The sequence below is a fragment of the Magnetococcales bacterium genome, from assembly GCA_015228815.1.
In the GTDB taxonomy this organism is placed as follows: Bacteria; Pseudomonadota; Magnetococcia; order Magnetococcales; family UBA8363; genus UBA8363.
The window spans coordinates 21538-46598 of sequence record JADGCV010000012.1 but is presented as its reverse complement, the minus strand read 5'-3'; the positions used below and the strand labels follow the sequence as shown (position 1 = coordinate 46598).

Here is a 25061-nt window from a genome sequence, read left to right as displayed (position 1 = left end):
ATTCTACTCCTCTTCCCCTTCGATGCGGACTTCGATGGTCATCGAGGCATGAGGGTGCTGGTCCAGTTGCTGTTCGATCCCTTGCAAAACCCGTTTGGCCTCGGCCCTGGCCACCCCCTGCCGGGATACGGTCGCGAAAATCCTGCGACCGCGCGGACCCGACGGGATGACCATGGGCGGTTCCGGTGGCGAAACGGGTGGCCTCGGTTTGGCTGGTAGCCCCAACAATCGCACCGCTTCGTTCCGTGCCTCCCGCAACACAGCGCCCAGGGAAACCACCAGTTCGTCCCGGGACAGGGCGTCGATCACCTTGGCCCGGTTGGCCCGAGCCAGGGTTTGCCGTTCGTCCGTCAATCCCCATGCCACCTCCAGAATGTCCCATTCGGCGCCATTCAGGGAGGCCAGAACATCGGCGGCTTTCTTCAGGCTTTTGCCCAGGCTTTCCTTGCTGGTGGGGATCGCCCACTCGGACAGAATGGTCACCAGGGCATTGGCCTCGACATGGCGCATTTTTTCCAGCAGAGCGAGCACGGAATCCGCGCTCTGTTTGCGGGCAGCATCCCCGGGCAGAGAAAGCGCCTGGCTCCGTTCTCCCAGCGCCTTGGCCAAACGGCGGCAAGGCTCCAGATGGAGGGCCAGCCGGTTCTGAATCTCCTGGGCCAGGTTGACCACATTGGCGGCATTGCACAGAGGTGAGACAGAAATGCCAAAAATGGATCCCGCACGATCCACGGCCCGTTCCCATGCGGTCTGTTCCGGCAATATCTGTTGATGCAGAACGGCATCGTCGGGAATGCGTTCCAGATTGGGCTGAATCACCATGCCGTGCCGCATGAAAACCCGGTTGGTCTGCTGGGCGAAGAGCAGGATCAACAGGTTCTGGGCAACGGTGGGGAGCCCCATGGGTTTGGGGTCGTCGGTCCATTGCCGCAGGTGGTACACGGTGGTCAGACTGCCGTGGTCGATGATCTTGCGTTCGAAATGGGTTTTCCAGTGCGTGTCCCGCACGAAATGGGTTTCATACATTTCGCCCAACAGCAGGGGGGTGGCAATCTGCTTCATCAGCGAGCGCAGGGGCTTTTCCACGCCCACGCGCCCTTCGCTGGACTGGATGGCCCGGATGACCTCTTCCATCACCCGCTTGAGGTTGGCGGCCTTGATCTCCGCCTCGAACCGGGGATGGGCCGGGAACTGATGGCCCAGGGCCTGCTCCACCAAATGGAGAAAGCCACCCTTCAGATTGGCCGCCACCGGCGGGCGGAGCTGGAAGGTGGGATCCAGGGACTGAAAGTGGTCGGCAAGATTGTGCGCTCCATCCAGGGTTCCGGGGGCCGCCAAGGTGATGCCATAGGCCCCCTCCAGGCAGTTTTGCACATACTGCCTGAGCTGGCTGCGCTGGTTGTCCATCAGGCTCTTGGCCGATGCGCGTTCGATTTCCGAGAGATGGCCCGTATAGCCGCGGAAGCGATCGTCGCTGGTCAGAACATGCTCCATCACCACCAGTGAGCCCAGATCCCGCTGCACCTCACGACTGAAAAAGGACGGCAACCAGCAAAAGGTGCGGCTGGGTTTGTTGCGGTTGCGGAAGCGCTCCAGGGTGGCCAGGTCATCCAACGGGGTGTACCCCGCCACGTCGAAGGGAAAGTCGATGACGGCCTTCCAACGCTCTTCGCCACCCTTGAGGGTCTCGTCGGCCATCTCGCGAATGTTGGCAAAGACCACGTCCAGGGCTCGGGAGGTCCCCCGCCATGTGTGGACGACCTCTACCCCGAACAGGGCGTCCGAATCGGAAATGCCCAGGGCGGCGAACAAAATCTCGCGGATTTTCTTGGCCCGGCTGCCCGGGTTGTCCACACCACGGGCCTTTTCCAGGATGGTTTCGATGTCCACGCCGGTCAGTTGCACCGACAGGGTCGGGTTGGTCGGTTCGTCGCCGATCTTGATCTCGCCCACCTGTCCGGCCCACTTGCGGCATTTCTGCAGAACGATGCCCGCTTCCTGCCCGGGAATGGGCGCACGCACATTGCCATGGTTGAGCGCCGTCAGGCGCGAGGCGTTGAGACCCTTGAAACACTCCACCGCCGGAACCAGGGCCGAGAGCAGCAGGGTCTTCACCAGCCGGTCGTCGGTCAAAAAAGCGCGACGTTTGACGTCGGTCACCGGCAGATCGGCAATGTTTTCCGCCCGCACGGCATGATCCTTTTCCAGCATGGGCAAGAGCTTCTGCCGGTAGAGCTTGCGGGCGTTTTCAAAGTGGTGGCGCATCTCGCTGGTGAAAGGTTCGGCCTCGTCGGCGATGGCATCGTAGAGGTCGCCCACGGGCACGATCCGACCCAGCTCCAGGGTCTCCCTCTGGTTGACCAGTAGTTGGATCATCACTTTCAGCGCGGTGCGTTCCCGTTGCAGCACCGAGGAGAGGGCCACCAGGGCCTGCACCAGGGCCGGGCTGAAGGGGTAGACCCGGCGAAACATCTCCCGGTCACCGTTGCTGGTGAGCAGGGTGGAGAGGATCTCCTCCCGAACCCTGGTAGCGGTCTCGAAAGCGGTTTGCAGTTGGGCGCGGGCGGCATCGGATTTGGGGCGCAGCACCCGCTTTTCGGCGATCAACGGCAGGTTGCGGTCTTCCAGGGTGATGATGTCGAAGCGCCCCTCCCAATATTTCAGGGTGTCGGCGAAGGAGAGCCTTTGGACCCCGGGCATGTGCTCGCCCACCAGCTCCCGCAGGTCCTGCTGACGGGCGACGAAGCTGATGATGGGCACGGGGCGCTGGCCATCGCCGGACTCCACCAGCTTGATCACCTTCTGGATCTCGGCACTGACAAATTTCAGGTCGGCCACATGGCTGGCCAGCCACAGGATCAGCTCGTCCAGAAACAAAATCAGCCCGTCATAACCCAGCCCCCGGGCGAAACGGCTGATGATGGCGAGGCCCTCCTCCAGAGGGACGAAGGCCTCCTCCTGGGTCGCGGCCAAACTGGCATGGGCGGTAAAGATGTTTTTCACCAGATCGCCGACCAGGGCCGTGCGCAGCTCACCCCCGGGAGGTTGTTTCAATGCCTCGTCAAATCGTTTGGGATACCATGTCACTTCCAACGCTCCCCAGTCGCCTTCCTCCTTGACCGGGCCGTTGAGCATGGGGAAAAACCCGTAGTCGCCGATCTCTTCGCGCAACTTGATGGCATCCCGGAAGATCCCTTCGGCCAGGTAAACGCCGGGGATGCCCGCTTCCGGATGGCGCTTGCGCACATGCTGGACAAACCCTCCCAGAATGGCCGACTCCATGCTGATCGCGCCAATCATGTGGTACGGAACCATGAGCAGTTTTTTTCCAGTGAGCCAACCATCGTGTTTGGCCACCACCGGGGACAGTTCAGGGATGGCCCGGGCATCGGGATTGTGCTGAAGCAGGAGGTGCAAGACCGCCATGAAGTGGGATTTGCCGCTGCCAAAGCTGCCATGGAGATAGGCCGCCTTGCTGGCCTGGTTGTCCACTGCGCTTTTGACGAAGGTGATGGCGTGGTCGAAGCGCTCCTTGAGCTGAGGCGTCACCACGTAATGACGCAAGGTCTCGTCGGCCCGCTCCACCCCCTCGGCAAGGCGCAGGACAAAATCCCCCTTGTGAACCCGCTCGGGTATTTCGATGAGTTCCTTGATCAGTGTCATGTTGTGATTTCCCAGGTCATGTTGGGTGGATGATCTGGCCTTCGCGGCGGGCGATTTCGATCAGGGGGATACCATCGTCGAGTTCCCATTGCCTTGTGCCTACGCCAACCGGCTCGATGCGCGTGTCTGACTCCAACGTGGCGTACCAGAGACGATTGATGTCATCACGACGTTTCTCCTGGTCGAAGAGCGGAGAAACCACCATCACATCGATATCGCTCCATTCCGTTGCTTCGCCTCGTGCATGGGATCCGTAAAGGACGGCAAAATCAACGGCGATTCCAGCAAGCTGTAGAGCCTTGATGTAATTTTGCACGGCTTCTACGACTGGTTGTGCAACCATATGCGCACCTCCTGGATTCGATACAGAATGGCCAATGCTTCTTTGTGCGATGGTGGCGGTGCCAGTTCATCAGGATAGCGCCCCTCCATGCAGAAGTCGTTCAACTCCAACAACAGTCTTTTTTCGCTCAAGCCGGGGTCGAGTCCCGTCAGTTCCAGAAGGCGGATCAAATTGTGACTCTTTGGAGGAAGCTGCCGTGTGATCCGGCAGACGTGGGCCTTGATCAGTTTTTCCATGGCCAAATGCAGAAAAAACAGACCTTGCTGTATCTTGCCCTTTTCGAGCAAAATTTCTGCCGCCTCCCAATCGCCTCCGGACCCTTTACGCCAATAGTCGGTATGCCTGGCAATGTTCATGACATGTTCCTTTTCCCTCCTCGACGGCGTGCGGTCTGGGGTGGAGACCAGGATCGCACCTTCGCTTCGGTCATCTTCAGTTCGCGCAACTGTTCGTCGATGAATCCGGCGAAGTGATCCCCCATGCCGGTATCGAAGGTGGGATCCGGCGCATTGTGCCACTGTTTGAGCCAGGGCAACAACTCCAGCAATCCGGCCAGCAGGGGGGTGAGTCGTTCGGCAGACCAGCCCTCGTTCTCCTTCATGCTGATGAAATAACCCGCCAGGGCCAGGGCCTGTTGCAGACCAGCCGCGCCTTCTCTTCGGGCATCTCCTCCAGCCGGGCGCGGATATCCTCCTCCAGACCGGGCAGCAGCCCTTTCAAATCCTTCAATAATGTCGCGGCATTGATCATGAAATTCTCTCGCCCTCATGCGTTGGGCCGCTCATGCAGTCCATGAATCCACCCATCCGGAATACGCGCCCACTCGCCCGGGGTAATCACCGGCATAGATCTCCAACCGGCTGGAGAGGGCCGCATGGCGAGAGGCGCTGACGGCCAGCTTCAGCAAACGAGCGGTGGAAAGCAGGGCCATATCCCGAGGCGATCGCTCCCCTTGCAGCCGCTCCATCACCCGGGACGGCGTGGGCAGAGGATCCTGCCCGGCCAGCTCATCGGCGGCGCGGCCCAGCCTCAGGGCATAGTCGGCCCGCTCCTGCCCCCGGTCGTCCTCGTCCTGGGCCAGAAACACCTGCCCGTCGCCGCGCCGTTCGATCCAACGCGGCGACTTCATGCCGCGATCCACCTCCAACGCAGCCCGGGTCACCGCCTGGGCGGTGCGAAAACGCTCCGGCGCCATCCGGGCGGAACCCCGCAAAGCCAACACCGCATTGCTCAACTCGCTCAGGGTCATGACGCCGCCCGCCCCGTTCAGCAGTTCGGCAATCTCCCCACGCAGCGCCGTCAATGATGGAATCCGCTTGGCCCAGAGGGTGCGCGCCTTGCCCACGATCTGGCTGATCCGCCCCCGGGTCACGCCCACCGCATCGGCAATCTCGGCCTGCCCGGGCCAGAGAGCCTGAGTCGAGAAAACCGCCACCGGATCCTTCAAACCCAGGTGCAGCTCCAGGACGCGAGGCTCGGCGTCCGAACCCGCCCGCGCCGGAGCCGGGATCAACTGCCGGGCCAACAGGTCAACGCTCTGCACCTCCGCTTCCGGGGCCAAGGCATCGTCCATCGCCGCTTTGGGGCGGGCCGGTGACATGCAACTCCGGAAAACGCGGCGCCAGCGTGCGATGGACCTGGGTCAGCTCCTTCTGGGTCTGACGTCCCCCCCCCCGAATGCGGGAGAGGCCGTCGATATGGACACCCAGGAAATCGCCGACGGTCCGCAAATCCATCCGCTCAAGGGCACTCAATGCCCGGTCGCTGAACGACAGGAACACCACCGGGGTTTCCAGGGAGATCGGCTCCGGCAGGGTGGCCCAATCGCCGGCGTGGCCTGCGCCCGTACTGCGTTCGGCCCGTTCCACCTCCCGGAACAACTGGCTGAACGCCTTGAGCATCTCCTCGCAGGTGTCGAAGCGATTCTTGACCGAACGCGCCAGCGCCTTGGTGAAAAATGCGCTCAACCCCTCACGCAGAGAAGGCTCGAACAACGCGCTGTCAATGGTCGCCTCACAGCTCAGGAGCGCAGGATCGCTCCTGCCGTCGCCCCACTTGGGAACGGTTCCCGTGGCCATCTCGTACAGAGTGACCGCCGCCGCAAAGCGCTCGGCATGCAGATCCCACCGGCGGCGCGAGGCATCCTTGAGAAACGGGTCCAGATAGGGCGGCGTGCCGGCGCGAATGTTGTCCGGCGGGATCCTCGCCAGGGAGAAATCAAACAGGATCAGATGCAGCTTGCCCTTGCTGCCGGACGCCACCAGGCCCAGATTGCCCGGCTTGATGTCCCGGTGGGAAATGCCGTGCTCCTCCAAATGGTTGAACGCCCGAAGCAGATCACCCCCGAAACGCTCCAACAACTCCGAGTGAACCCCAGTTCATGCTCGACATAGTTCTCCGCGCGCAGAATCCCGGGATGCTCGATGCCTTCCAGGATCTGGAACTCCCGCCGGGCCGCACGGATGATGGCCTCCCGGGTGCCCTTCTCCCTGGATGAAGCCGAATAGATCCGCACCCGGCGGAAGATTTTCTCCAGAGTGACATGCCGTGCTTCCCACTCCTGGTAGAAGTCCTCCTCGGCCAGCAGATGGCCCAGTTGGTACTGGCCAACCCGCCGGTACGTGTTGGCGCGGCGAATCCCTGCCTTTTCCAGGCCCCGGCAGACCTTCCTGGCCATGGAGCGGTCGATGCGCTGGAATCGCCGCACCTCTTCCGGAGTCAGCGCCTTGGTCAATGCATGGAGGATCCCCTGACGACCCGGCTTGTCCCCTTCGACTTCCCGGTCTCTCAGCCACACCCCGGTGCGCGCATGCTGATCCAGATCGCATTCGAGATCCTCCGCGGAACAGAAAATCAGCGCTTCAAGAAATAACGTGCGATCCGACAACGCCTTCTGGCGGCGCAGCAAAGCGATGAGTTTCCTGGCCTTGCGGTTGGCAAGTAGGAGCGGGTTGTCGTACACATGCTCCCGACCCTCCTGGATCCAGACCCACACGCCGGCATTGCCGGTCAGACGACCGGGGCGGCTCTTGATTTCAACCAGGAAAAAACCTTTGATCGTTTGTACCTGGAAACCGCCGACCGGGACCGAAAAAAATTCAATCGGCGTGAATGGACCAACGGCCAGAAACAACGCACCCATGGCCCCAGGCCGGCAGACATCGGGAATGGACGTTGCCGAAGGCAGTGTTGTAAACTTGTCCCATGGAAGGAGAAACCATCATGTGCAATGCCACCGCGTTCGACACCTATGCCTATGTCCGGAAACTCAAGGATGCCGGGTTGACGGAACAACAGGCAGCCCTCCAGGCGGAAGCCTTTTTCAGCCTGATCGAGGAACGACTGGCCACCAGGAAAGACCTGGCCGAAATCAACGCGGGCCTCAAACGGGATATCAAGGAACTTGACCTTAAAATCGAGAAGGTCCATTCCGATCTGCAACGAGATATCAAGGAACTTGATACCAAATTGGAAACAAGTATCAAAGAACTTGATACCAAATTGGAAACAAGTATCAAGGAACTCGACGCCAAGACACAAACCAGCATCAAGGAACTCGACGCCAAGACACAAACCAGCATCAAAGAACTCGATGCCAGAATGCAGACCAGCCTCAAGGAACTCGACGCCAAGACACAAACCAGCATCAAAGAACTCGATGCCAGAATGCAGACCAGCCTCAAGGAACTCGACACCAAGGCGGAAACACGTTTCAAGGAACTCGACACCAAGGCGGAAACACGAATCAGGGAACTCGAACTGCGGATGATCATCAAGCTGGGGGGGATGATCCTGGCGGGTATCGGCATCCTCTTTGGCATCATGCGGGCGTGGCCTCTGCCGGTCCAGTTCGTCCCTGTTCCCGGCGCGGAGATGCGTCAGACGATGCCACCGTCGCAGGGGGGAAAGTGAACCTGCGGAGGAGTCGCTTCCCCCCCCCCCTGATGAATGGCGTTCATTTTTCCCGAAGCGCCGCGTCAAAAGGATTGCGACGGATCGTTGAATCATGGAATTTTTGTTTGCCCGCACCCAAAGCCCTCTTCCAGCAGGAAGCGGGGATGGTGAACGATCACCGAGGACAGATGATGGAACCAAGCCAAAGAAAACGCGGGTCATCGGGCACATCCCCTGGGCCGGAACCGGTAGCCCCCGCGCCGGAGATCGATCACGAACGCTGGATCGTCGCGGTCTTGATCCTGGGGTTTTCATCGATCTTCCTGTTTCAGCCCCTGTGGCAGGGATGGGATGGGCCACCGACCCCCACATTTGGCAGCCTCAACATGCCCCCGGAAATCCGATGGCGGGAGAATTTCACGACCTTTTTTGTATCCATCGCGCTGGAAGCGGCGCCGTACATGATTCTGGGGGCCTTCGTCGCGGCGATGATCGAAATTTTCGTTCCCCAGTATCTGCTGCCCCGTTTTGCCAGGCGTCTGGGATGGCTTGGCATCCCGGCGGTGATTCTTTCGGCGCCGTTGTTTCCCACGTGCGAGTGCGGGGTGGTGTTGGTGATGCGGCGGCTGTTGTCCAAGGGTTTGCCCCTGCCGCACGCGGTGGCGTGGATGTTGGCGGCGCCCATCGTCAATCCGGTCGTCCTGACGGGCACCTGGCTGGCCTTCAATCAGGATTCCCTCTATCCGTTGTTGCGCGGCCTCGGAGGGGTTCTTGTGGCCATGGTCATCGGCTTTTTCCTGTTGTTCTTCACGCGGCAACCGGTACTCGTCCCCGACCAGCCACAAAGCCTTCCCCCGTGGGACCGCCGCGCCATGATTCCGATCGTGCCGCTCCTTTCGGGCCCGGTCCAGACCCATCCCTTGCCGTTGCCCCATGGTCCCGGCACCTCGTGTACCGACGCATCCTGCCTTGTCGATCATCATGGACCGGAAGGGGAGGAATGGCGCCACAGGTTACAGCATGCCTTGCTCCATGCGCGGCATGATTTCCTGGAGATGGGGCTTTATTTTCTCTTCGGGGTTTTTCTGGCAAGCCTGCTGAAAACATTCATCGATCCGTCGGATCTGACCCGGATCGGGGAAGGAAAGGTCAGTGGCCCGGCAGTGATGATGGCCTTGTCGTTCATTCTTTCCCTGTGCTCCGAGGCCGATGCCTTCGTCGCCGCCAGTTTCGTGGAATTCGACCGGAATGCCCATCTGGCATTTCTGGTTCTGGGACCGATGCTCGACCTCAAACTGCTGCTCATGTACCGCACCGTTTTCCGGACCGGCTTCATTCTTCGTCTGGCCCTGGTGATTCCCCTGGGCGTCGCTGCCTACATTCTGTTGCTGCACCTGATTCCCCAGGAATGGTATGACGAATGGTATTTATTCATGTTCGGCATGGAAGGGTGGATGTGATGCGTCCGTTGGCGGTTTGGAACGATTTCAGACTTGTTGGTTGGCTGGCCTTTTTCCTGTTCATGATCCTCGCGGGGCGGGATGGCGCCTATCTGGCCGATACGCAGAGGACCATCCTGTGGCTGGGAACGTTTTTGTTGCTGGTCGTCTTTGTCGGCGCCCCGGTCAAGCGGTCGGGAACCATCCGGTTGCCCTGGCGTCATCACCTGGCCCTCCTCATGGAAACGGCGGGCCATTGGACCCCCCTGCTCCTGGCGGTGGCGATGGGGGTGACGACATTGAACCTGGATGTCGCAAACCTGCGCAACGGCATCCAGATGCGGGTTTATGATCCAACCCGGGAACCGGGGACGATCGGTTACGATCCATCGCGCCTCGGGCCTGGGGAATTCTTTCCCGTCACCTTGATCGACCTTTATGTTCACGAGGTTCTCGAAATCCAGGCGCGGGTCGAATTGGTGGGACGGGTGGCGTTCATGAACGACGAGGACGCGCAAAAACGGTTTCCGGAACGTGGCGCCGAAGGGGTGATCGTCCTTTATCGGTTCGCCATCGCCTGCTGTGCCGCGGACGCCTCCCCGGTGGCGGTGGTCCTGGAAGGAATTCCAAAAGAATCTGTACCGGTCGCGGGTGAATGGTTGCGGGTACAGGGAATCACCCGTCCCCTGCCGGGCGAACCCAGGGTCCTGGCCCTCCGTGTCCTCACCATGGCGTCCATCCCCCAACCACAACAACCCTATCTGAGTTGGCTGGATGCCATGTAAACCAAAACCATCCCAGGATGCGTCGTCTTTGTCATTCCCGCGGCGGTTGACCATAAAGCGGAAATCCAGGACTCGAAACAACCGATCAAAACCCTCGTATCACCGCCATCCCGCCGTAACCGTTTTCACGCCGAATTTCCGTTCCGGTTACGAAAATTTTAACCAATTGATTCGTCTCATATTTTTTTGCACTGCCTCCAAAAAGAACACCCCATACCCCTTCCACCACGCCCGATCACGACACGTTACGAAAAAGCGTTAAATTTTTCCTTGTTTCTTAATGGCATGCAGTGTAGGAACTTGCAGTCATCGCCCCGCATGAAAGGGGATTGAGACATAATGATTTTACTGTTGTTGATCCATGGCACAATGTTTTCTTGCAGTCATCGCCCCGCATGTAAAGGGGATTGAGACACTAATGTTGCGCTTGACACTATATTTTTCTCACCTTGCTCTCTTGCAGTCATCGCCCCGCATGAAAGGGGATTGAGACTTTCTTTTATTGCGACTTTCACTTGCAGCTTATTTCCGATCTTGCAGTCATCGCCCCGCATGAAAGGGGATTGAGACGATTTCAACCCGGATACTACCCCCCCACTACCCTCAATGACTTGCAGTCATCGCCCCGCATGAAAGGGGATTGAGACCCTGGGGATGGTCGGCGTAGAACTCGTTAATTTCGACCGGCTTGCAGTCATCGCCCCGCATGAAAGGGGATTGAGACAATATCTCGGATACCGGACGAGGATAATGAATTCTCCCGACTTGCAGTCATCGCCCCGCATGAAAGGGGATTGAGACCTTGTTATATTTCGGATCGTGCGGTTTCGTCTTTTCATCGACTTGCAGTCATCGCCCCGCATGAAAGGGGATTGAGACGGGGGGAATAGGCCCCCTTGTGCAGGTTTGGGGGCTTCTGTTTCTTGCAGTCATCGCCCCGCATGAAAGGGGATTGAGACTCATTTTCATTTCCTTTTCCCTCCATTTTTTATTTTTTCTTGCAGTCATCGCCCCGCATGAAAGGGGATTGAGACTTGGGAAAGTGATTTACCTGCTATTGCTCACGCAATAGCCTTGCAGTCATCGCCCCGCATGAAAGGGGATTGAGACTGGACGATCCATCCTTGCAGTCATCGCCCCGCATGAAAGGGGATTGAGACTACCAGACGCGCGAAGTCATTCCGATCGCCACCCGCCCACTTCTTGCAGTCATCGCCCCGCATGAAAGGGGATTGAGACTCGGACTGGGTTGGTATGTCGGTCCCGGCGACGGACTCCTTGCAGTCATCGCCCCGCATGAAAGGGGATTGAGACTCGTCGGTCGCCTCGTCCAACAACGCCAGACTCAAAGGCGTCTTGCAGTCATCGCCCCGCATGAAAGGGGATTGAGACGCTACGTGTCCTTCATTCATTTCCAAGTACCATTTAAGTCTTGCAGTCATCGCCCCGCATGAAAGGGGATTGAGACTACATCTTGTAAAGCATATCCATTCTGCTCTACTGCTTCTTGAAGTCATCGCCCCGCATGAAAGGGGATTGAAACATGTGACCGGCATTGGCTTGCCGTAGTCCACTCTGAGAATTCTTGCAGTCATCGCACCGCATGAAAGGGGATTGAGACTACATCTTGTAAAGCATATCCATTCTGCTCTACTGCTTCTTGAAGTCATCGCCCCGCATGGGAGGGGATTGAGAGGTGACATCCATGTTCGGTGTTCGCTGGAGGGATGGTCATCAAAGCGCCGGTCCCCTGCCCCTCTCCCAGAGGTAGCGGGGAAAAATCAAGGGGATCCTGATCGGTTACCAGAAAACTACTTAAAATTTCCTTGCGGAAGAATTTCATTTGTGGTTGTATGCCCGACGATGCGGAAGACGCTTTCGCAAAACGGCCTGGCAAACGACTACGTGTCTGTCCGGGTCCACTCCGTTATCCATCAACGAAAGACCCGGAATCATGCCGCCGGAGACGCACGAACGATTCAACCGCCTGCTGCGTCGCATGTTTGAAGGACGGGTGATCCCTTTCGTCGGTGCGGGTATCAGTCTTTCGGCCACCTGTGACGAAGATCTCGACTTCAAACCTACCACCGAGTTCATGCGTCGAGGACTGTGCCGCTTCCTGGCAAACACCGTGAAAGAGGGGTCGATTCCATACGATTTCCAGGACGACCGTCTGGACCAGCTCGCCGAACTGGTTGCCATCTTCGGGGACAAAACAACCGCCTGTGAACACGCCGGGATCCACAGTTTCGCAGGGTTGCGTCCCACGCCGGCGCATCGCTATCTGGCCTGTCTGGCCCGCGAAGGATTGATCACGGAGATCATTTCAACCAACTATGATTGCTGCATCGAAGAGGCATTTCGGCAAAGTTTCGGCCCCTTCCCCCAAAACCAAACACCGTTGCGAGTCATCTGCGATTTGCCAAGCTATCAGCATGGCGGAGGAGAGGCATGGACAGACACCCTTGACCGAAATCCAGTTCCGCGCCTCTACAAAATCAATGGTTGTGCCGGGGATTATTCGAGCACCGGGGATGCCTCCCGAATCATTCTGACACAACGGCAGTTGCAACGTTTCCGCGAGCGGCAGTGGGCCCAGGACATGTTGCGGGACCGGGCAAGACGATATGCCCTGCTGTTCGTGGGGTTCGGCAGTGACGAACCCCAGGTACGCCACACCACCATCACCATCGCCGAAGAATTCGCCACCCACACACATGGCAGATCCCGCGGCATCCCGCCCTGCCAAGCCGCCGATCAACCCAACGCCCCCTTCATTGTCGCCTACGAAGAGACGCTTAGTTTTGTGCAACTGCAACTTCTGCATGCGTTTCAGGAGGCCTGGAGTGCCCCGACAGAGGACACGAATCCCAAACAAAGAATCGAGCCACTGCTCAAAAATGTTCTCCTGGGAACGGATGCTTCCAAACTGGGACACAACGGGTCCCAAATGCCGGCGGATCTTTTCTTCCAAAAACTGTTCACCGCTGCCTGTTGCCGGCTGATTGCCATACATGCCGGAAAGGCAGGACGTTTTTTTCAATGGTTATCCGACCTGACGGACCGTCCCTCTTTGTGGTCGGAACACCTGGTGAACCATGTCTGCCCCCGTCATGCCTGTGGTTGGCCAGACCCCGGATCGCAGCCATACTTCGGATACGCTCCCGGACTGTTCCAACCTGCGGCGATCGACCCCAGGGGGCCGTTGCTCCTGTGGCGTTATGCCTTCGCGGTCAGACACCCCGACCGGCTGCCCCTGAAGGACGGAACCGACTGGTATTTGCCGTTTTTGGAAGATTCGGTGTTTCTTTCAAGCCTTCTGCTCTTTCTCATCCTCATGATGGGCGACAGACTGAACGTCACGGGTGGCAGTGCTGTCGTCGGTACGCGCCCGGGCCTGGGCCTGGAGATTCCATTGATCGACAAAGGCACTCCGACCAGCGACCCCATGAACATCATTCTGGTGGCCCGCAAGGCTTGGAGTGACAAAGTATCCTTGAAAATCACCTCGACGAAGCTGCCCGAGACCGTCGCGCCCGCAAGCCGGGTCCTGTGGTTTGTGGTACTCCCGGAAATGAAATCAGGAAAACAGGAATGGGTGCGTTGGAAGGAACACAGTTCCGATTCAGGGCCATTGCGCATCGGTCGGGCCGTGCCGATTTCGGCGGAAGAGTTGTTGCAAAGGGCAGACAAGCCGGAACGTTTTTCGCCGGGAATTTTTCCAAACATCGTCGCCACCTCGCCCCCGCCGGGTCCACGGGCACGACTTGTTCCTTTGACCAGAGGAGCGTCATGATGACAAGCCGACCAACCCTTGAGTCCATGCGATTGTCGCGTGATGGGGACACGCCCTTTGTCATGCCGGGACGTTTCTGGAAAATCCCCGACCTGTATCTCAGTCATGTGTGTCTGGCGGCCCGACTGTCCTGGCGGGAGGACGTCATGGACACGGATGATGATCCGCCGCGGAAGGAACTCTACGCCATGCTCGTCCACCTGGGATTGATAACCTTGGAGGCGGACATGATGCGACCGGTTGTGGGGGTCGTGGAACTGGATGGACTGCCGCAGAATCTGTCCTCCTCCGTGATGCGCTGGCCCGGTGACCAGGAATGGCATCGAGGAAGATTTCTGCTGTTCGTCGCCCGGAAATCGGCGGAATCGGCGGAATCGGCGGAATCGGCGGAATCGGCGGAATCGGCGGAATCGGCGGAATCGGCGGATCAACGGATACCGCAAAGCGATCACCTGTTGCAAAAACTGCTCGATCCCGGATTCCTGCCCATTTCCCATGCGCCCCTGTCGGTCAAAGACAAGCGGAGCCTTCTGGAGACGGTGCGGACCGGCATGCAGGCAAACCTGAAAGAAGGCGAGACAACAAAACCTGCCGCGACAACCACGGCCACCGGGGCGTTGTTGCGGTCCCTGGAACAGGATCTCAAAAACGATAATCCAAAACACACGAACAATTGCGAAGCGTTCATTCAGGAAATACTGGACCGCGCAACCAAGGCAACCCGAGTGGACAAAACATCATGAGCACGGAAAGTAGCCCCATCCGCAGAATCAAAGAAGTGACCCTGAGTCATTTTCGCGGCTTCGTCGGCGAAAACCATACCCTGAATCTGGATGCCGACGTGGTACTCATTTCCGGCTTCAACGGTTCAGGCAAAAGCAGTCTGCTCTCGGCGTTGCAACTTCTTTTGACGGGGTATCACCCTTTCGGTAGTGATAAGGACTGCATCTCCTTCGGTTTCCGGGAAGAGGCGCAGAAAGAACGCCAGACACGAATCGAGGCCAGGGTGGCGTTGGACCACGATGTGCCGGGCACCGTATCCTGGACGTCAACAAAGAGTCATCTCGTCGTCGGGCTTCCCGACGGCAGGCTCGGTACCGGCAACCAGGAACTGAAAGCGCGATTGAGCTGTTTTTTTCAGGATCGGGTAGATTGGCAGTTTGACAAGATTGCGTCCGGGAAAACCCTTCGGGATGTTCTGGAACCGCTGCCGGAGCATTGGGGCAACCTGGTCCGCGTCATGAACGATAACCTAAAGAAAATTGCCGACACCCGTAGGTCAATCGGACGGTGCCTGAATAACGCCGATGCTCCATCACGATTCGACACGTTGAACCGCCTGATCGTTGATTCATTCTCTCCCATCCATACAGAGTTGCGGCAGCGGATTCCCGAACTGCCCGCATGGGTGAACTGTACCGATTTTTCCACCCTGGCAGCGTGGACACGCGACTATCCCAAACGCCAACGCGACAAGGAACGCGACGACCCGGAACGTTTCATGGATCGGGTCTCCGGATGGATCGAGACGGCAATCGAAGACGCAAAACGCAAGGCCGGCACGGATTCCGAGTCCGAGGAGGTCAGACGGCTCCTGAAACAAAAAAACGATCTGGAACGTGCCATAACTGACATTAAAGAGAAATACCCAAGGCTTGATGAAGAAGTTTCGCACTTCGAAGCCATATCTTCGGGGTTGCCCGGAGCGTTGGAAATTTTCGACGCCCTGGCCGAAAACGCGCAACGGTGGGCCAAAGCCAATTTCGGGCCCCAGGAGAATGAGACGAAATCTTCGTTCCCACCGGGTCTCCTTGTCCGGGTCTTTGAGGAACTCGACAAAGTTCAAAAAAGACAGGCCGATGACTGCGCCACATCCCTGAGAAATTGGCTGGCCCCCAGACGCACGGCAAAGACGGATCTTTCCTCACATGAAAAAGAGTTGATGAAGATTGAGGACAAACTTGCCAAGGTAAAAATTTCCGAGGAACTGGAGCGGTTGGATGAGTTGCGTAAAAAGTTCAATCAATTCAAACACGAATTCCGCATCCAGTGGCAGGCGGTCACCAAACAGGAAGCATACCGAGAAAAGCGGAAAGCACTGGAGTTGGCCGAGACGGAACTCGCCAGTCTGGACGCTCTGCTCGCCCTGTGTGTCGATCAGGTACGGGAGACCCCATCCAAACCGATGATGACGTCTTTGACGGAGCATCTCAACGATGTGTTGATCCGCTTCAGCATGGTCGAAGGTATTTATCCCATGACATTGGAACCCATGATGGAGCCATCCACCGAGGATGACACCAAGACACGCCGATCGATCGCACTGAAGGCACAGGATGGTCGGGAGATTAAACATCTTTCGACCGGCCAGAAGGCCCAGGCAGCGGTGGCTTTTCTTGTGGCCCAGAATGTGGGAGTCACCCCTTATCTTGCGCACCGGGTGATTCTTCTGGACGATCTGACCACCCCCTATGATCTGGCCAATCTGACCCGCGAATCGCTGCTGTGGCGCCAACTGGCCTACGTCCCTGCCGGCGTCTCTTCCTACCCCCAGGACAAACGCCAGATCATCCTTTCCAGCCACCACGAAGATCTTACCAACAATCTGCTCGATCTCCTGGTACCACCCGAGGGAGGCACCATGCGTCTGCTGCGTTTTACCGACTGGTCCCCGACAAAAGGGCCAAGCGTGGAAGAGATGTCGGTGATGCCCACCGGCAGCGGGCAAGGAGAATCCAGGCAACGGTTTGTTCGCATGTTGGAGCGTTATCCATGGTCACCCGATTGAAATTGTCGTTCGAAATCCTCTCCCCCATGTTTCTGGGTGGCGCGGAAGGGAAGGCGGAATTGCGTCCCCCGTCCATCAAGGGGGCGCTCCGCTTCTGGTATCGGGCGGTCGATCCCGACTTTAACAAAATCCTGACCCCAACGGTCCGCCGCCAAGGTCGCGACCACACCATCCGATTCACCCGGGAACATCGATTCATGGGCGGCGCGGGTGAAGGGGCGGGACAGGCGCCGTTCCTCCTGAGCGTGGCGCCAAAACCAACCCCGGACACACACTGGGAATGGGAAACCGAAACGATTCGGAAGCGTTTCAACAAGGGACAGGGAAGGGAGACCAGAAACGGTCTGGTGTACCTGGGATATCCGTTTGTGATGAAGGGCAACGAAAACCGCACCGCCCTGGCCGCCAGTACACGATTCGACCTGCGCTGCATCATTCCACGACCGATGGATTCAAGCTGGCGTCAGGCCTTCCTCGCCTCCTGGTGGCTTCTGGGACATCTGGGAGGTCTCGGAAGCCGCAACCATCGAGGTTTTGGCAGCCTGGTCCTCCGGGAGTGGCAGGTGGAAGAGGGCGAATTTTCCGAATTGGCGGAACTGCCCCTGCTGGCCAACTGCCGGGACGAGGCGCAATGGCGGCGGGAATTCGATGCCACCCTGGAACGGTTCCGCCAATGGCTTGGACCGGCCAAATCGGACACGCACCAACCCCATCTTGGTCAACGATTCCGGATCGGCCCTTTTCTGGGCGCCTATCAACCACACCTGTGGGACCAGGCCCTGGCGGACTGCGGCCTGAAGCTGCAAACCTTCCGCCTGCGACGCAAGCCCGACTACGAACGGGTCAAGGAACAACTGATTGCCCTGAACAAAAACACCGGCCAGAATATGGACCGCTCCCCCGACCGGGCCTGCTTCGGCCTGCCGCTCACCTTCCGCTTTACATCCCTCCCCGGGATGCGCCAGAACGAAGTCATGTTTCTTCCCTTCGACGAACCGGGAAAAACCACCCTGGAACGCCATGGCAGCCTGTTGCATCTGCGGCTTACCCGTCTGGGTCAGAAGATTCACCCCTTTTTTCTCCGCCTCGATGGCGACGTTCCCGGAGAAACCCCTCCCGCCGCCATCCGCTTTCAGGGTCGCCCCCTCCATCCACCGGCCACCAATGCCATGGATGACTTCATGAACGCACTTGCAACGGGATGAATCGCCGTGGATGAAAAAGAATTCTGGCGTTTGAAGGTGATGCAGCTTCTTCACGATCCTCCGGGCAAGCCGTTTTATTTCCATAGTAAAGGGGGACATGAGAAAGCCGCCATGGACTGGCTGCGCTTTCTGGAAATTTTCCACGAGAAGGAACTGGAATACATCGAAAAACAGGAAAAAAAGCAGAAGGAAGCAAAAGAACAAGGAAAGAAAGGCAGAAAACCAAAGCCCCCCTGGCCCAAGGAACCCGATCGCGCCCTGGCGGGCGCCGACCGACCGGTTCTTTCACCTCCGCGCTGGGAAAAACCTCATCTTAATCTGCACTGGCCCGGCACGCCCATCATCACCCATCCGTTGATGCCGGGATGGCATCTGGATGTACGTCCTGGGAGTGTTACTGACCTCAAGGGCAAGGTCAGGCCACACGAGGAGAAGGTCAGAGAAAATTTTTTCCAGAACCATGATCCGGAAGATGACGCCGAGGAAGAAACGGCGGCGAAAAACGCAGCGACGGAAGAACTGGAAGATGACGCCGAAGAAAAAGCCGCGACGGAAGAAGCGGCGCGATTGTTGCCCGGCGACAACCGTGACCGGTTCATGCGCCTGTGGCGGTGCCTGCGCGAACAGATGATGCGCAATGGCGATCACCCACTTTTATGGCGGGAAATGCCCGCCGAGACCCGCTGCCCCGATCATTCGATCTGGGATCACACACGCATGGCCTCGTCCCTGGCCTTTGTGAACAGAGAGGATAAAAAACTGCTGCCCTCGCAACAACCATGGCTTTTCAAGTTTTCCATGGGGCCGGCGAGCCGTTTCATCCAGACTGCCCGGACGGGACGCGACCTGTGGATGGGCTCCATGCTGCTGTCGGATCTTTCCTGGCACGCCATGCGGCCCATCGTCATGCACTATGGACCCGACGCCATTCTTTATCCCGACCTGCGTGGCAACCATCTGGTGGATGTCCATCTGGGACGGGAAAACCGGGAATGGCTGCCGCAGGACGCCGATCCGGTTACCTACGCCGCTCTGCTGCCCAACACCTTCACCGCCCTGCTGCCCCGGGGCGCGGATGGGACACACCTGCATCCCCTGGAAACCATCGCCGCCAAGGCCGAAGAGGCCATGAAGAACCGCTGGGAAGAACTGGCCGGGCTGGTGTTCGACTGGATGAAAAGGCTCGGGCTGCCCGACGTGGATTGGCAAACACAGTGGAAGGATCATCATGCCTGTCCCCTGATCTGCACCTGGAGCGCCGTTCCGTGGATCAAACCGGACCGAATCGAAAATGCCAACAGCCTTCTGGGTCCGGCCCTGCCATGCCAGGACTGGAAAAACCAAAAGCCGGTCCCCGAAGATGACAAAGAGGCCCTGAAGGAACGGGCGCAGCGACTCGAACCCTGGATCCCCCGCAAGGATTGGAACAACTACGAAAGCGCACGAAGGGTATTCGGTCGAAGCAATTTGACTTATCTGCAATTGGAACGGGGATTTGATTATGCCCCCACCCACCATAAACTGGCGGTTCTCCATCGGATGGCCAAGGAGCGCCGCCACGAACCACCGACCCTCAATCCCGGCGGCGTCCCCTGCACCCAGTGCAGCGTCCGTCCCGCCCTGGGAGGCGCCGCGCGTGGAGAACATCTGGAGGGAATGCTGCAACGGGCCAAAACATTCTGGAGTCATGGCAAACTTGATCCGGAGCGGCGCGGGAATGAACGGCTGTGCCCCGTATGCGCCATCCGACGCTTTCTGGTGCCTGCTGGACGGCGCGACACTGAACTGGCCGGCATCAACCCTCTGTGGGCCGGCATATCGGCAAACGTTGCCACGGTCACCGACCATGATGACACCATCCGTCTGCCGTTTCCCGCGACCGCCGCCATCGCCGCCCAGGAATTTCTCGCCAAACTCGCGGTCGATCCCGACCTGGCCCTGGAGCGGCAGGCCGTGGTCGATGCCGCCCAGGCCGCGGGAATTCCCCGCAGCCACTTTCCCCACGGTCTGCCGCGTCTGAGCCGGGCATGCGGAAAAGAACGGAATACCTTTCTGGAGTACGACCCGCAACTGACCCTGTTTCCCACAACGGCGGAAGTTCTCTGGTCCCGATGTCCACCATCGGACCACGACAAGCTGCGACGACTGACCCGGAAGATTGCGCATCTGCGGCACAAGGCGGACAAAAAACTGAATGGCAGACCCGCCACCATGCTGGCGGTGATCGCCATGGATGCCGACGGCATGGGACGTTTGTTGCTGGGGGATGAAGAACGCATCCATGCCCGATGGCGGGATGTCATCCACCCGGACTTCGTAAAAAAAATGGAAACGCATCCCCATCTTCAGAGGGCGGGATGGATCGATCTGTTGGACGCCCACCGTCTGATGGGACCGTCGCTGCATGCCTTCGTCAGCCGCGCCCTGGCGGAATTCACCAATCGGATCGTGCCATGGGTTGTGGAACAGGAGTTCGGGGGCCGATTGATCTATTGCGGCGGCGACGAACTGCTCTGTCTGGCCCCGGCGGCGGATGCCCTGAACCTGGCCGCGCGGCTGCGCCAACTTTTTTCCGCCGGATGGATCATCGATACCCAAGGTTTCGGAACCAAAGATGAAAAATCACCCTGGGGATGGCGCTCCCGGAAGGAAAACAGCCAGGCCGCCCGCAACGACACCTTCGATCCCGAGGCGGCACGGCAGCGGTTTCACATACCGTTGCCCAAGGAACACGCCACCGACCCCAAGACACGGGTCATCCGTCTGCCGGTACTCCGGGAACATCTGGCCAAACATGTCGCGGAGGAGGAAGAGTCCACCGATTGGCGTCCCACCGCGGCGAATGGCGAGGTTGTGCCACTGTTGGGAAAAGGGGCGTCCCTTTCGGCGGGAATCGTCTTTGCCCATTTCAAGACCCCCATGTCCGAATTGCTGCACCAGGCGCACCATCTTCTGGAAGAACACGCCAAGGAACGGATGAACCGGAATGCCGTGGCGGCCAGTCACTTTTCCAGGAACGGCGTCAAGACCACCTTCGCCATGAAATGGAGTGGCGGCCAGGGACAGGGACCGGACCAGGGTGTCGCCTCCGGACTCATGAACCGGATCCGGAGCGGCTTTGCCAAAGGAGTCATTCCGGGGCGGTTGCCCTACAAACTGCGGGACCATGCCGCCACGCTTTCCGCGGCATGGCTCGCCCTGGACCGGGAAAAGCAGGAAGAACGGGACGAAAAACGCCAACAGCTTCTGACGGGATTGCTGCATCTGGCACTGGATGGCGCCCGACCGCCCGGGTTCGCGGACATTCTGAACCTCTGGCACGAGGGCATCGCCCACCAGACCGAGTCCCTCATGAAACACGACCGGATGAACGCGCCCAAGGAAAAAGACATGGAGCGCAGTCCCGAAGAGATCCTGCAGGCGTTCGATCGCGAGATGGACACGTCCCTGGAAAAAGCCATGGAACGCAGTGTGGACGGACTGCTCCTTTGCCGCGCCCTGGCGCGTGCGGATCAGGAGGACGAGGATGAGTGAATCCCGCGACTGGTTCATGCTGCGTCCCTTGGAACCGGTGTTGTTCGGGCAACCCCGGACAAGAAACGCCGGCGACGACCATGGCTTCTCTTCCGGATTTCCTCCGTCCCCCTTCGCCTTTCAAGGCGCGGTGCGGACCCACCTGCTGCAATCGGCGGTACCGGCGCTGAATCTTGATGACTGGTCCCGTCACGCCCGTGACGAACGGGAGCGACTGATCGGGGGCCCCGATCGCCTCCCGGCGGGCTGGCAGTTGCAAGGCCCCTTGATCGCCAACATCCAGAAATCGGAAAACGGACCGGTCGTCGCCCCGTGGGTACCGGTTCCACGCTTTCTGCTGCGCGACCCGGAACGAAAACGGGCGCCACGACCAACCAAGGTCATCCGGCTGCAAGAGACCGAAGGGTTGACCTCGGCGGTCCATGCCACGCAATCCCTGCTGTTTGGCCGCCCCGACGAAGACTGGTCGGAGCCCCTCTCCGGTTGGATCGGGCCGGACAATCTGCTGTGGGCCCTTGCCGGCAAGGGTACCTGGCATTCGAAGGACCATGTGCATACCCCCTTGCCCCCCGGCGTCCAGGAAGAGGACCATACCGGCCTGGCCCTGGATCCGCGGACGCGCACCGCGGAACATGGCATGCTGTATACGATGAAATCATTACGTTTTGGCGGCAATGCCGTTCTTCTGGGCTGTCTGCGGGGCGAACTTGCGCCGCGGATCCCGGTCGATGCCCTGCATCGGGGCGTCGTCGGACTGGGATTCCGCCGGGTTCTCGGCGCCTTCGAACCCGCGCCACGATTTCATCCCTCCTGGGAAACGCTGCTGCGTGGGGACCACCTTGAAACCCTGGCGCAACAGGATGAAGGATACGGTTGGCTGCTGCCGCTCACCCCGACCGACTGGACGGAAACAGACCTGCGCCACCCGACCGACAGCCCCCCCGCAACAGAAAGGCCCCAGGAACCCGACTGCACGGAAAAGGACCCGCCCCGTCTGGCCCGCGTGTTTCATGCGGCCCGATCCCTGGGGGTGACGTTTTGTCCCCAGGCATGGCTTTGCCGACGGCAGGTCCTGGTGGGCGGATACCGCATGGCCCAGGGAACCACCCGTCCCACCCGCGGGATGATCCCGGCGGGCAGCGTCCTCCATTTCACGCTGAAGGGGGCCAACGAAACGGCCCGGCTTGAGTTTTTGAAAACCTTGCACAACGCCAACCTGGCGGCAGCCAGGGAGGAGGATGCGGCGTTCGGCTTTGGACATGTTCTGGTTGGTCTTGGACCTGAAGAATGGGAGCCCCGCAAATGAGCCTTTGGAAACAAACCCTGTTGACCGGCATCCATACCCTGGCGCCGCTTCATGTGGGAAGCGGTCGGACCATGGGCGCGGTGGATCTTCCGATCGCCCGGGACGCCGTCACCGGCTTTCCCATCATCCCGGCGTCCGCCCTCAAGGGGGTGGCGCGCCAGGCCTGGGAAGATGCCGACATGGATCCCGCATCCATCGAACAACTGTTCGGAACCACTCTGAAAGCGCCGGAAGACGACCGCGGAAACAACAAATCCCCAGAGGAAAAACAGGCGGACAAACCCAGGATGTTGGCGGGGGGCCTCCTCTTTACCGAAGGACGGCTCCTGGCCTATCCGGTCCGGTCCATGGATCAACCGTTCCGGCACGTCACCTGCCCCCTGATCCTGGAAACCCTGCATCGTGATTTGCTCAGCCTCGGGCTGCCTGGTTTTCTGCCCGAAAACTGGAAAACAATCATGCCCGTGACGGATCATGCCCTGTGCCCCAGCAACAACACACCAGGCACCATGGTCCTGGAGGATCTGCACTACGTTGGAAAAGAAAACGTGGTCCCCTCCCCGGCAACGGACACAATCGCCGAATGGCTCTCCCGTCTGCTGCCCGTTCAGGAGCCGTTCACCCGGCAGCGGTTGCAGCGCAACCTTGCGGTGATTCCCGACGCGCATTTCAACGACCTCATGCACCGGGTGGTTCCGGTGCGGGCGCGCATCCAACTGACGCAGGGAAAAACCACCGACACCTGGTACAACGAAGAGACGGGAAAAGAAGAATCGGGCAACCTCTGGTACGAAGAATATCTGCCGCCCGAGTGTCTTTTCGCCGTGTTCGTGGGAGAACGCCGACAGAAAACCTTTCCCCACAGCGCCGTCACCGGCGCCAACAAGATTCCCCCCCTGGAGTCGCTCACCAAAAACTGGAACCTCCTGGAAATCGTGCAGATGGGCGGCAACGAAACCGTGGGGCATGGCCTGTGTCATTGGCAGCGCGTCGGAGAAACACCATGAACGGAAACGGCATCTTCCGGGAACGAGAGCGCAACCGTCTGATTTATGACAAGGTCTCCTCCTGGAAACGTGACCAGGAAAAAGCCGTGCAGCGGGTGCGCGGACTGCCGGTCCGACTGCGAACGCAGGGTTTGGTGATGGTGGTGGCGGACCTGATCCGCGGTGGCGACCCCTGTGACGACCGGATGCTGGAAATTCTCGCGGAAGGATTGTTGGGAAGGACACCTTCCTCGAACTTCCTGGATCTGTTGAAAGAATGTATCGAAGCCGACCGCGGCGGGTATCTGAAGATGCAACACGAGGCGATGGTCTTGATGGAACAGACAAAAGTACTGGCAGAGGCACTCTGGGCCAACCAGAAAGCGAAATGAAAACCATGGACGCCGATCTCATCATCGATCATCGCATCAGTGCCCACGACAATGCCCTGTCCCGACTGTTGGCCACGGCCCCGGAACTGACGAAACGTGGCAATGCCGGCCTGATCTTCGACCGTTATCTGCCTCTGTGGCAATGGAACACGGGAAAACGCACGATCGAGCGCCGTCCATTATTCGGTCCGCTGCGCGCATTCGTTGACGACTTCAACGCAGAAAAAAACAAGGACCACCCCGGAAACATGGTTCTGAAAGAACAACGGCTCCGGCGTGAATGGATGAAAAAACGATTGTCCATGCAACAGGTGCTCGGCGAGGTCGAATGGCGCCTGGCCATGGGCCTCGGCAACGATCACCCTTCCGAGAACGGATTCACGTTCGAACCGGTCAGTGGCGTTCCGGTGTTGCCCGGATCGGCCATCAAGGGGGTCTGCCGCCGCATGGCCGTCCTTCAGGACTGGGACCCGCGTACAATCGAACGCTGGTTCGGACCCGAAATAACGCCCGATGACTCGGCAAACGGTCGGGGTGCCCTGATCTTCATGGATGCCTGGCCAACGAAATGGCCAAGACTTGTGGTCGATATCGTCAACTGCCACCATCCCCGGTATTATGCCCAACCGATCAAGGACAAGGCCGATTTTCCCAGTGAAACCGAAAGTCCGGTACCGGTCCTGTTCCTTGCCCTGGATCAGGGAAGCCGATTCGCCTTTCCCATTCGACAACGACCAGGGTCCAAAATCGATCTTGAAGAAGCGGGGAACCTGCTGATCACGGCCCTGGAAACCCTCGGACTCGGAGCCAAGAGGGCCAGCGGTTATGGCCTGATGCGACAACCTCGCCGAGACGAATGACCAACGAGGCCACCGTCGCCGGGGGGAAAACAATTCTTCCGGAAGACAAACACATCGGACGAACCATTCT

The 25061-nt window shown here is 59.1% G+C and carries 19 protein-coding genes and 1 CRISPR repeat array; of the genes, 12 read left to right on the top strand and 7 right to left on the bottom strand.

Translation table 11 applies throughout. The annotated features are described in order from the left end of the window. Nucleotides 1–3 precede the first annotated feature (3 nt). The 7 genes from HQL76_07025 to HQL76_06995 form a co-directional block, all read right to left on the bottom strand. Entirely contained in the window at nt 4–3663 is a 3660-nt protein-coding gene (locus HQL76_07025) for a phage resistance protein (GenBank protein MBF0108908.1), read from the bottom strand. Between the two features lie 16 nt (nt 3664–3679). Next, a complete protein-coding gene (locus tag HQL76_07020) occupies nt 3680–4006 on the bottom strand; it encodes a nucleotidyltransferase domain-containing protein (GenBank protein ID MBF0108907.1) in 327 nt (108 codons plus the stop codon). Continuing rightward, nucleotides 3985–4362 (bottom strand): HEPN domain-containing protein, encoded by a 378-nt coding sequence (locus HQL76_07015; protein ID MBF0108906.1) that lies wholly within the window; start codon nt 4360–4362, stop codon nt 3985–3987. The genes HQL76_07020 and HQL76_07015 overlap by 22 nt, the downstream gene beginning before the upstream one ends. Beyond that, entirely contained in the window at nt 4359–4607 is a 249-nt protein-coding gene (locus HQL76_07010) for a hypothetical protein (protein ID MBF0108905.1), read from the bottom strand. The genes HQL76_07015 and HQL76_07010 overlap by 4 nt, the downstream gene beginning before the upstream one ends. Then, nucleotides 4604–4756 carry a hypothetical protein gene (locus HQL76_07005; protein MBF0108904.1) on the bottom strand — a complete coding sequence of 51 codons (153 nt, stop codon included), beginning with the start codon at nt 4754–4756 and terminating at the stop codon, nt 4604–4606. The genes HQL76_07010 and HQL76_07005 overlap by 4 nt, the downstream gene beginning before the upstream one ends. A 31-nt stretch (nt 4757–4787) precedes the next feature. Continuing rightward, on the bottom strand, nt 4788–5606 hold the full coding sequence (locus HQL76_07000; protein MBF0108903.1) for a hypothetical protein: 819 nt from the start codon (nt 5604–5606) through the stop codon (nt 4788–4790). Between the two features lie 627 nt (nt 5607–6233). After that, the gene (locus HQL76_06995) at nt 6234–7148 is read right to left on the bottom strand and encodes an NERD domain-containing protein (GenBank protein ID MBF0108902.1); all 915 of its coding nucleotides are present in this window, start codon (nt 7146–7148) and stop codon (nt 6234–6236) included. A gap of 80 nt (nt 7149–7228) precedes the next feature. Here HQL76_06995 and HQL76_06990 point away from each other — a divergent pair, with 80 nt between their 5' ends. From HQL76_06990 to cmr6, 12 genes are all read left to right on the top strand, one after another. Continuing rightward, complete coding sequence (locus HQL76_06990) at nt 7229–7918, top strand: apolipoprotein A1/A4/E family protein (protein MBF0108901.1); 690 nt, start codon at nt 7229–7231, stop codon at nt 7916–7918. Nucleotides 7919–8025: 107 nt separating this feature from the next. Then, a complete protein-coding gene (locus HQL76_06985; GenBank protein MBF0108900.1) occupies nt 8026–9360 on the top strand; it encodes a permease in 1335 nt (444 codons plus the stop codon). Beyond that, complete coding sequence (locus HQL76_06980; GenBank protein MBF0108899.1) at nt 9357–10124, top strand: hypothetical protein; 768 nt, start codon at nt 9357–9359, stop codon at nt 10122–10124. Before HQL76_06985 ends, HQL76_06980 begins: the two co-directional genes overlap by 4 nt. Before the next feature lie 299 nt (nt 10125–10423). Next, nucleotides 10424–11234: a CRISPR direct-repeat array (repeat unit 37 nt; unit sequence CTTGCAGTCATCGCCCCGCATGAAAGGGGATTGAGAC). Between the two features lie 844 nt (nt 11235–12078). Further along, complete coding sequence (locus HQL76_06975) at nt 12079–13920, top strand: SIR2 family protein (GenBank protein ID MBF0108898.1); 1842 nt, start codon at nt 12079–12081, stop codon at nt 13918–13920. Next, entirely contained in the window at nt 13917–14663 is a 747-nt protein-coding gene (locus HQL76_06970; GenBank protein ID MBF0108897.1) for a hypothetical protein, read from the top strand. The genes HQL76_06975 and HQL76_06970 overlap by 4 nt, the downstream gene beginning before the upstream one ends. Continuing rightward, nucleotides 14660–16708, top strand: coding sequence for a hypothetical protein (locus HQL76_06965; GenBank protein MBF0108896.1), 2049 nt, complete (start codon nt 14660–14662; stop codon nt 16706–16708). The genes HQL76_06970 and HQL76_06965 overlap by 4 nt, the downstream gene beginning before the upstream one ends. Beyond that, nucleotides 16693–17913 (top strand): type III-B CRISPR module RAMP protein Cmr1, encoded by a 1221-nt coding sequence (cmr1, locus tag HQL76_06960; protein MBF0108895.1) that lies wholly within the window; start codon nt 16693–16695, stop codon nt 17911–17913. Before HQL76_06965 ends, cmr1 begins: the two co-directional genes overlap by 16 nt. A 6-nt stretch (nt 17914–17919) precedes the next feature. Next, nucleotides 17920–21447 carry a type III-B CRISPR-associated protein Cas10/Cmr2 gene (gene cas10 / locus HQL76_06955; protein ID MBF0108894.1) on the top strand — a complete coding sequence of 1176 codons (3528 nt, stop codon included), beginning with the start codon at nt 17920–17922 and terminating at the stop codon, nt 21445–21447. Then, nucleotides 21440–22753 carry a hypothetical protein gene (locus HQL76_06950; GenBank protein MBF0108893.1) on the top strand — a complete coding sequence of 438 codons (1314 nt, stop codon included), beginning with the start codon at nt 21440–21442 and terminating at the stop codon, nt 22751–22753. Before cas10 ends, HQL76_06950 begins: the two co-directional genes overlap by 8 nt. Next, nucleotides 22750–23760 (top strand): type III-B CRISPR module RAMP protein Cmr4, encoded by a 1011-nt coding sequence (gene cmr4 / locus HQL76_06945; protein ID MBF0108892.1) that lies wholly within the window; start codon nt 22750–22752, stop codon nt 23758–23760. Before HQL76_06950 ends, cmr4 begins: the two co-directional genes overlap by 4 nt. Then, on the top strand, nt 23757–24131 hold the full coding sequence (locus HQL76_06940) for a hypothetical protein (GenBank protein MBF0108891.1): 375 nt from the start codon (nt 23757–23759) through the stop codon (nt 24129–24131). Before cmr4 ends, HQL76_06940 begins: the two co-directional genes overlap by 4 nt. Then, on the top strand, nt 24128–24991 hold the full coding sequence (gene cmr6 / locus HQL76_06935) for a type III-B CRISPR module RAMP protein Cmr6 (GenBank protein MBF0108890.1): 864 nt from the start codon (nt 24128–24130) through the stop codon (nt 24989–24991). Before HQL76_06940 ends, cmr6 begins: the two co-directional genes overlap by 4 nt. Nucleotides 24992–25061 lie beyond the last annotated feature (70 nt).

Coding starts and splice junctions, on each gene's coding strand:
- cmr6 (MBF0108890.1), top strand. CDS start 24,128: ATGAAAACCATGGACGCCGATCTCATCATCGATCATCGCATCAGTGCC.
- HQL76_07015 (MBF0108906.1), bottom strand. CDS start 4,362: ATGAACATTGCCAGGCATACCGACTATTGGCGTAAAGGGTCCGGAGGC.
- HQL76_06940 (MBF0108891.1), top strand. CDS start 23,757: ATGAACGGAAACGGCATCTTCCGGGAACGAGAGCGCAACCGTCTGATT.
- HQL76_07020 (MBF0108907.1), bottom strand. CDS start 4,006: ATGGTTGCACAACCAGTCGTAGAAGCCGTGCAAAATTACATCAAGGCT.
- HQL76_06995 (MBF0108902.1), bottom strand. CDS start 7,148: ATGGGTGCGTTGTTTCTGGCCGTTGGTCCATTCACGCCGATTGAATTT.
- HQL76_07025 (MBF0108908.1), bottom strand. CDS start 3,663: ATGACACTGATCAAGGAACTCATCGAAATACCCGAGCGGGTTCACAAG.
- HQL76_06990 (MBF0108901.1), top strand. CDS start 7,229: ATGTGCAATGCCACCGCGTTCGACACCTATGCCTATGTCCGGAAACTC.
- HQL76_06965 (MBF0108896.1), top strand. CDS start 14,660: ATGAGCACGGAAAGTAGCCCCATCCGCAGAATCAAAGAAGTGACCCTG.
- cmr4 (MBF0108892.1), top strand. CDS start 22,750: ATGAGCCTTTGGAAACAAACCCTGTTGACCGGCATCCATACCCTGGCG.
- HQL76_06975 (MBF0108898.1), top strand. CDS start 12,079: ATGCCGCCGGAGACGCACGAACGATTCAACCGCCTGCTGCGTCGCATG.
- HQL76_07000 (MBF0108903.1), bottom strand. CDS start 5,606: ATGTCACCGGCCCGCCCCAAAGCGGCGATGGACGATGCCTTGGCCCCG.
- cmr1 (MBF0108895.1), top strand. CDS start 16,693: ATGGTCACCCGATTGAAATTGTCGTTCGAAATCCTCTCCCCCATGTTT.
- HQL76_06970 (MBF0108897.1), top strand. CDS start 13,917: ATGATGACAAGCCGACCAACCCTTGAGTCCATGCGATTGTCGCGTGAT.
- HQL76_06950 (MBF0108893.1), top strand. CDS start 21,440: ATGAGTGAATCCCGCGACTGGTTCATGCTGCGTCCCTTGGAACCGGTG.
- HQL76_07005 (MBF0108904.1), bottom strand. CDS start 4,756: ATGATCAATGCCGCGACATTATTGAAGGATTTGAAAGGGCTGCTGCCC.
- HQL76_07010 (MBF0108905.1), bottom strand. CDS start 4,607: ATGAAGGAGAACGAGGGCTGGTCTGCCGAACGACTCACCCCCCTGCTG.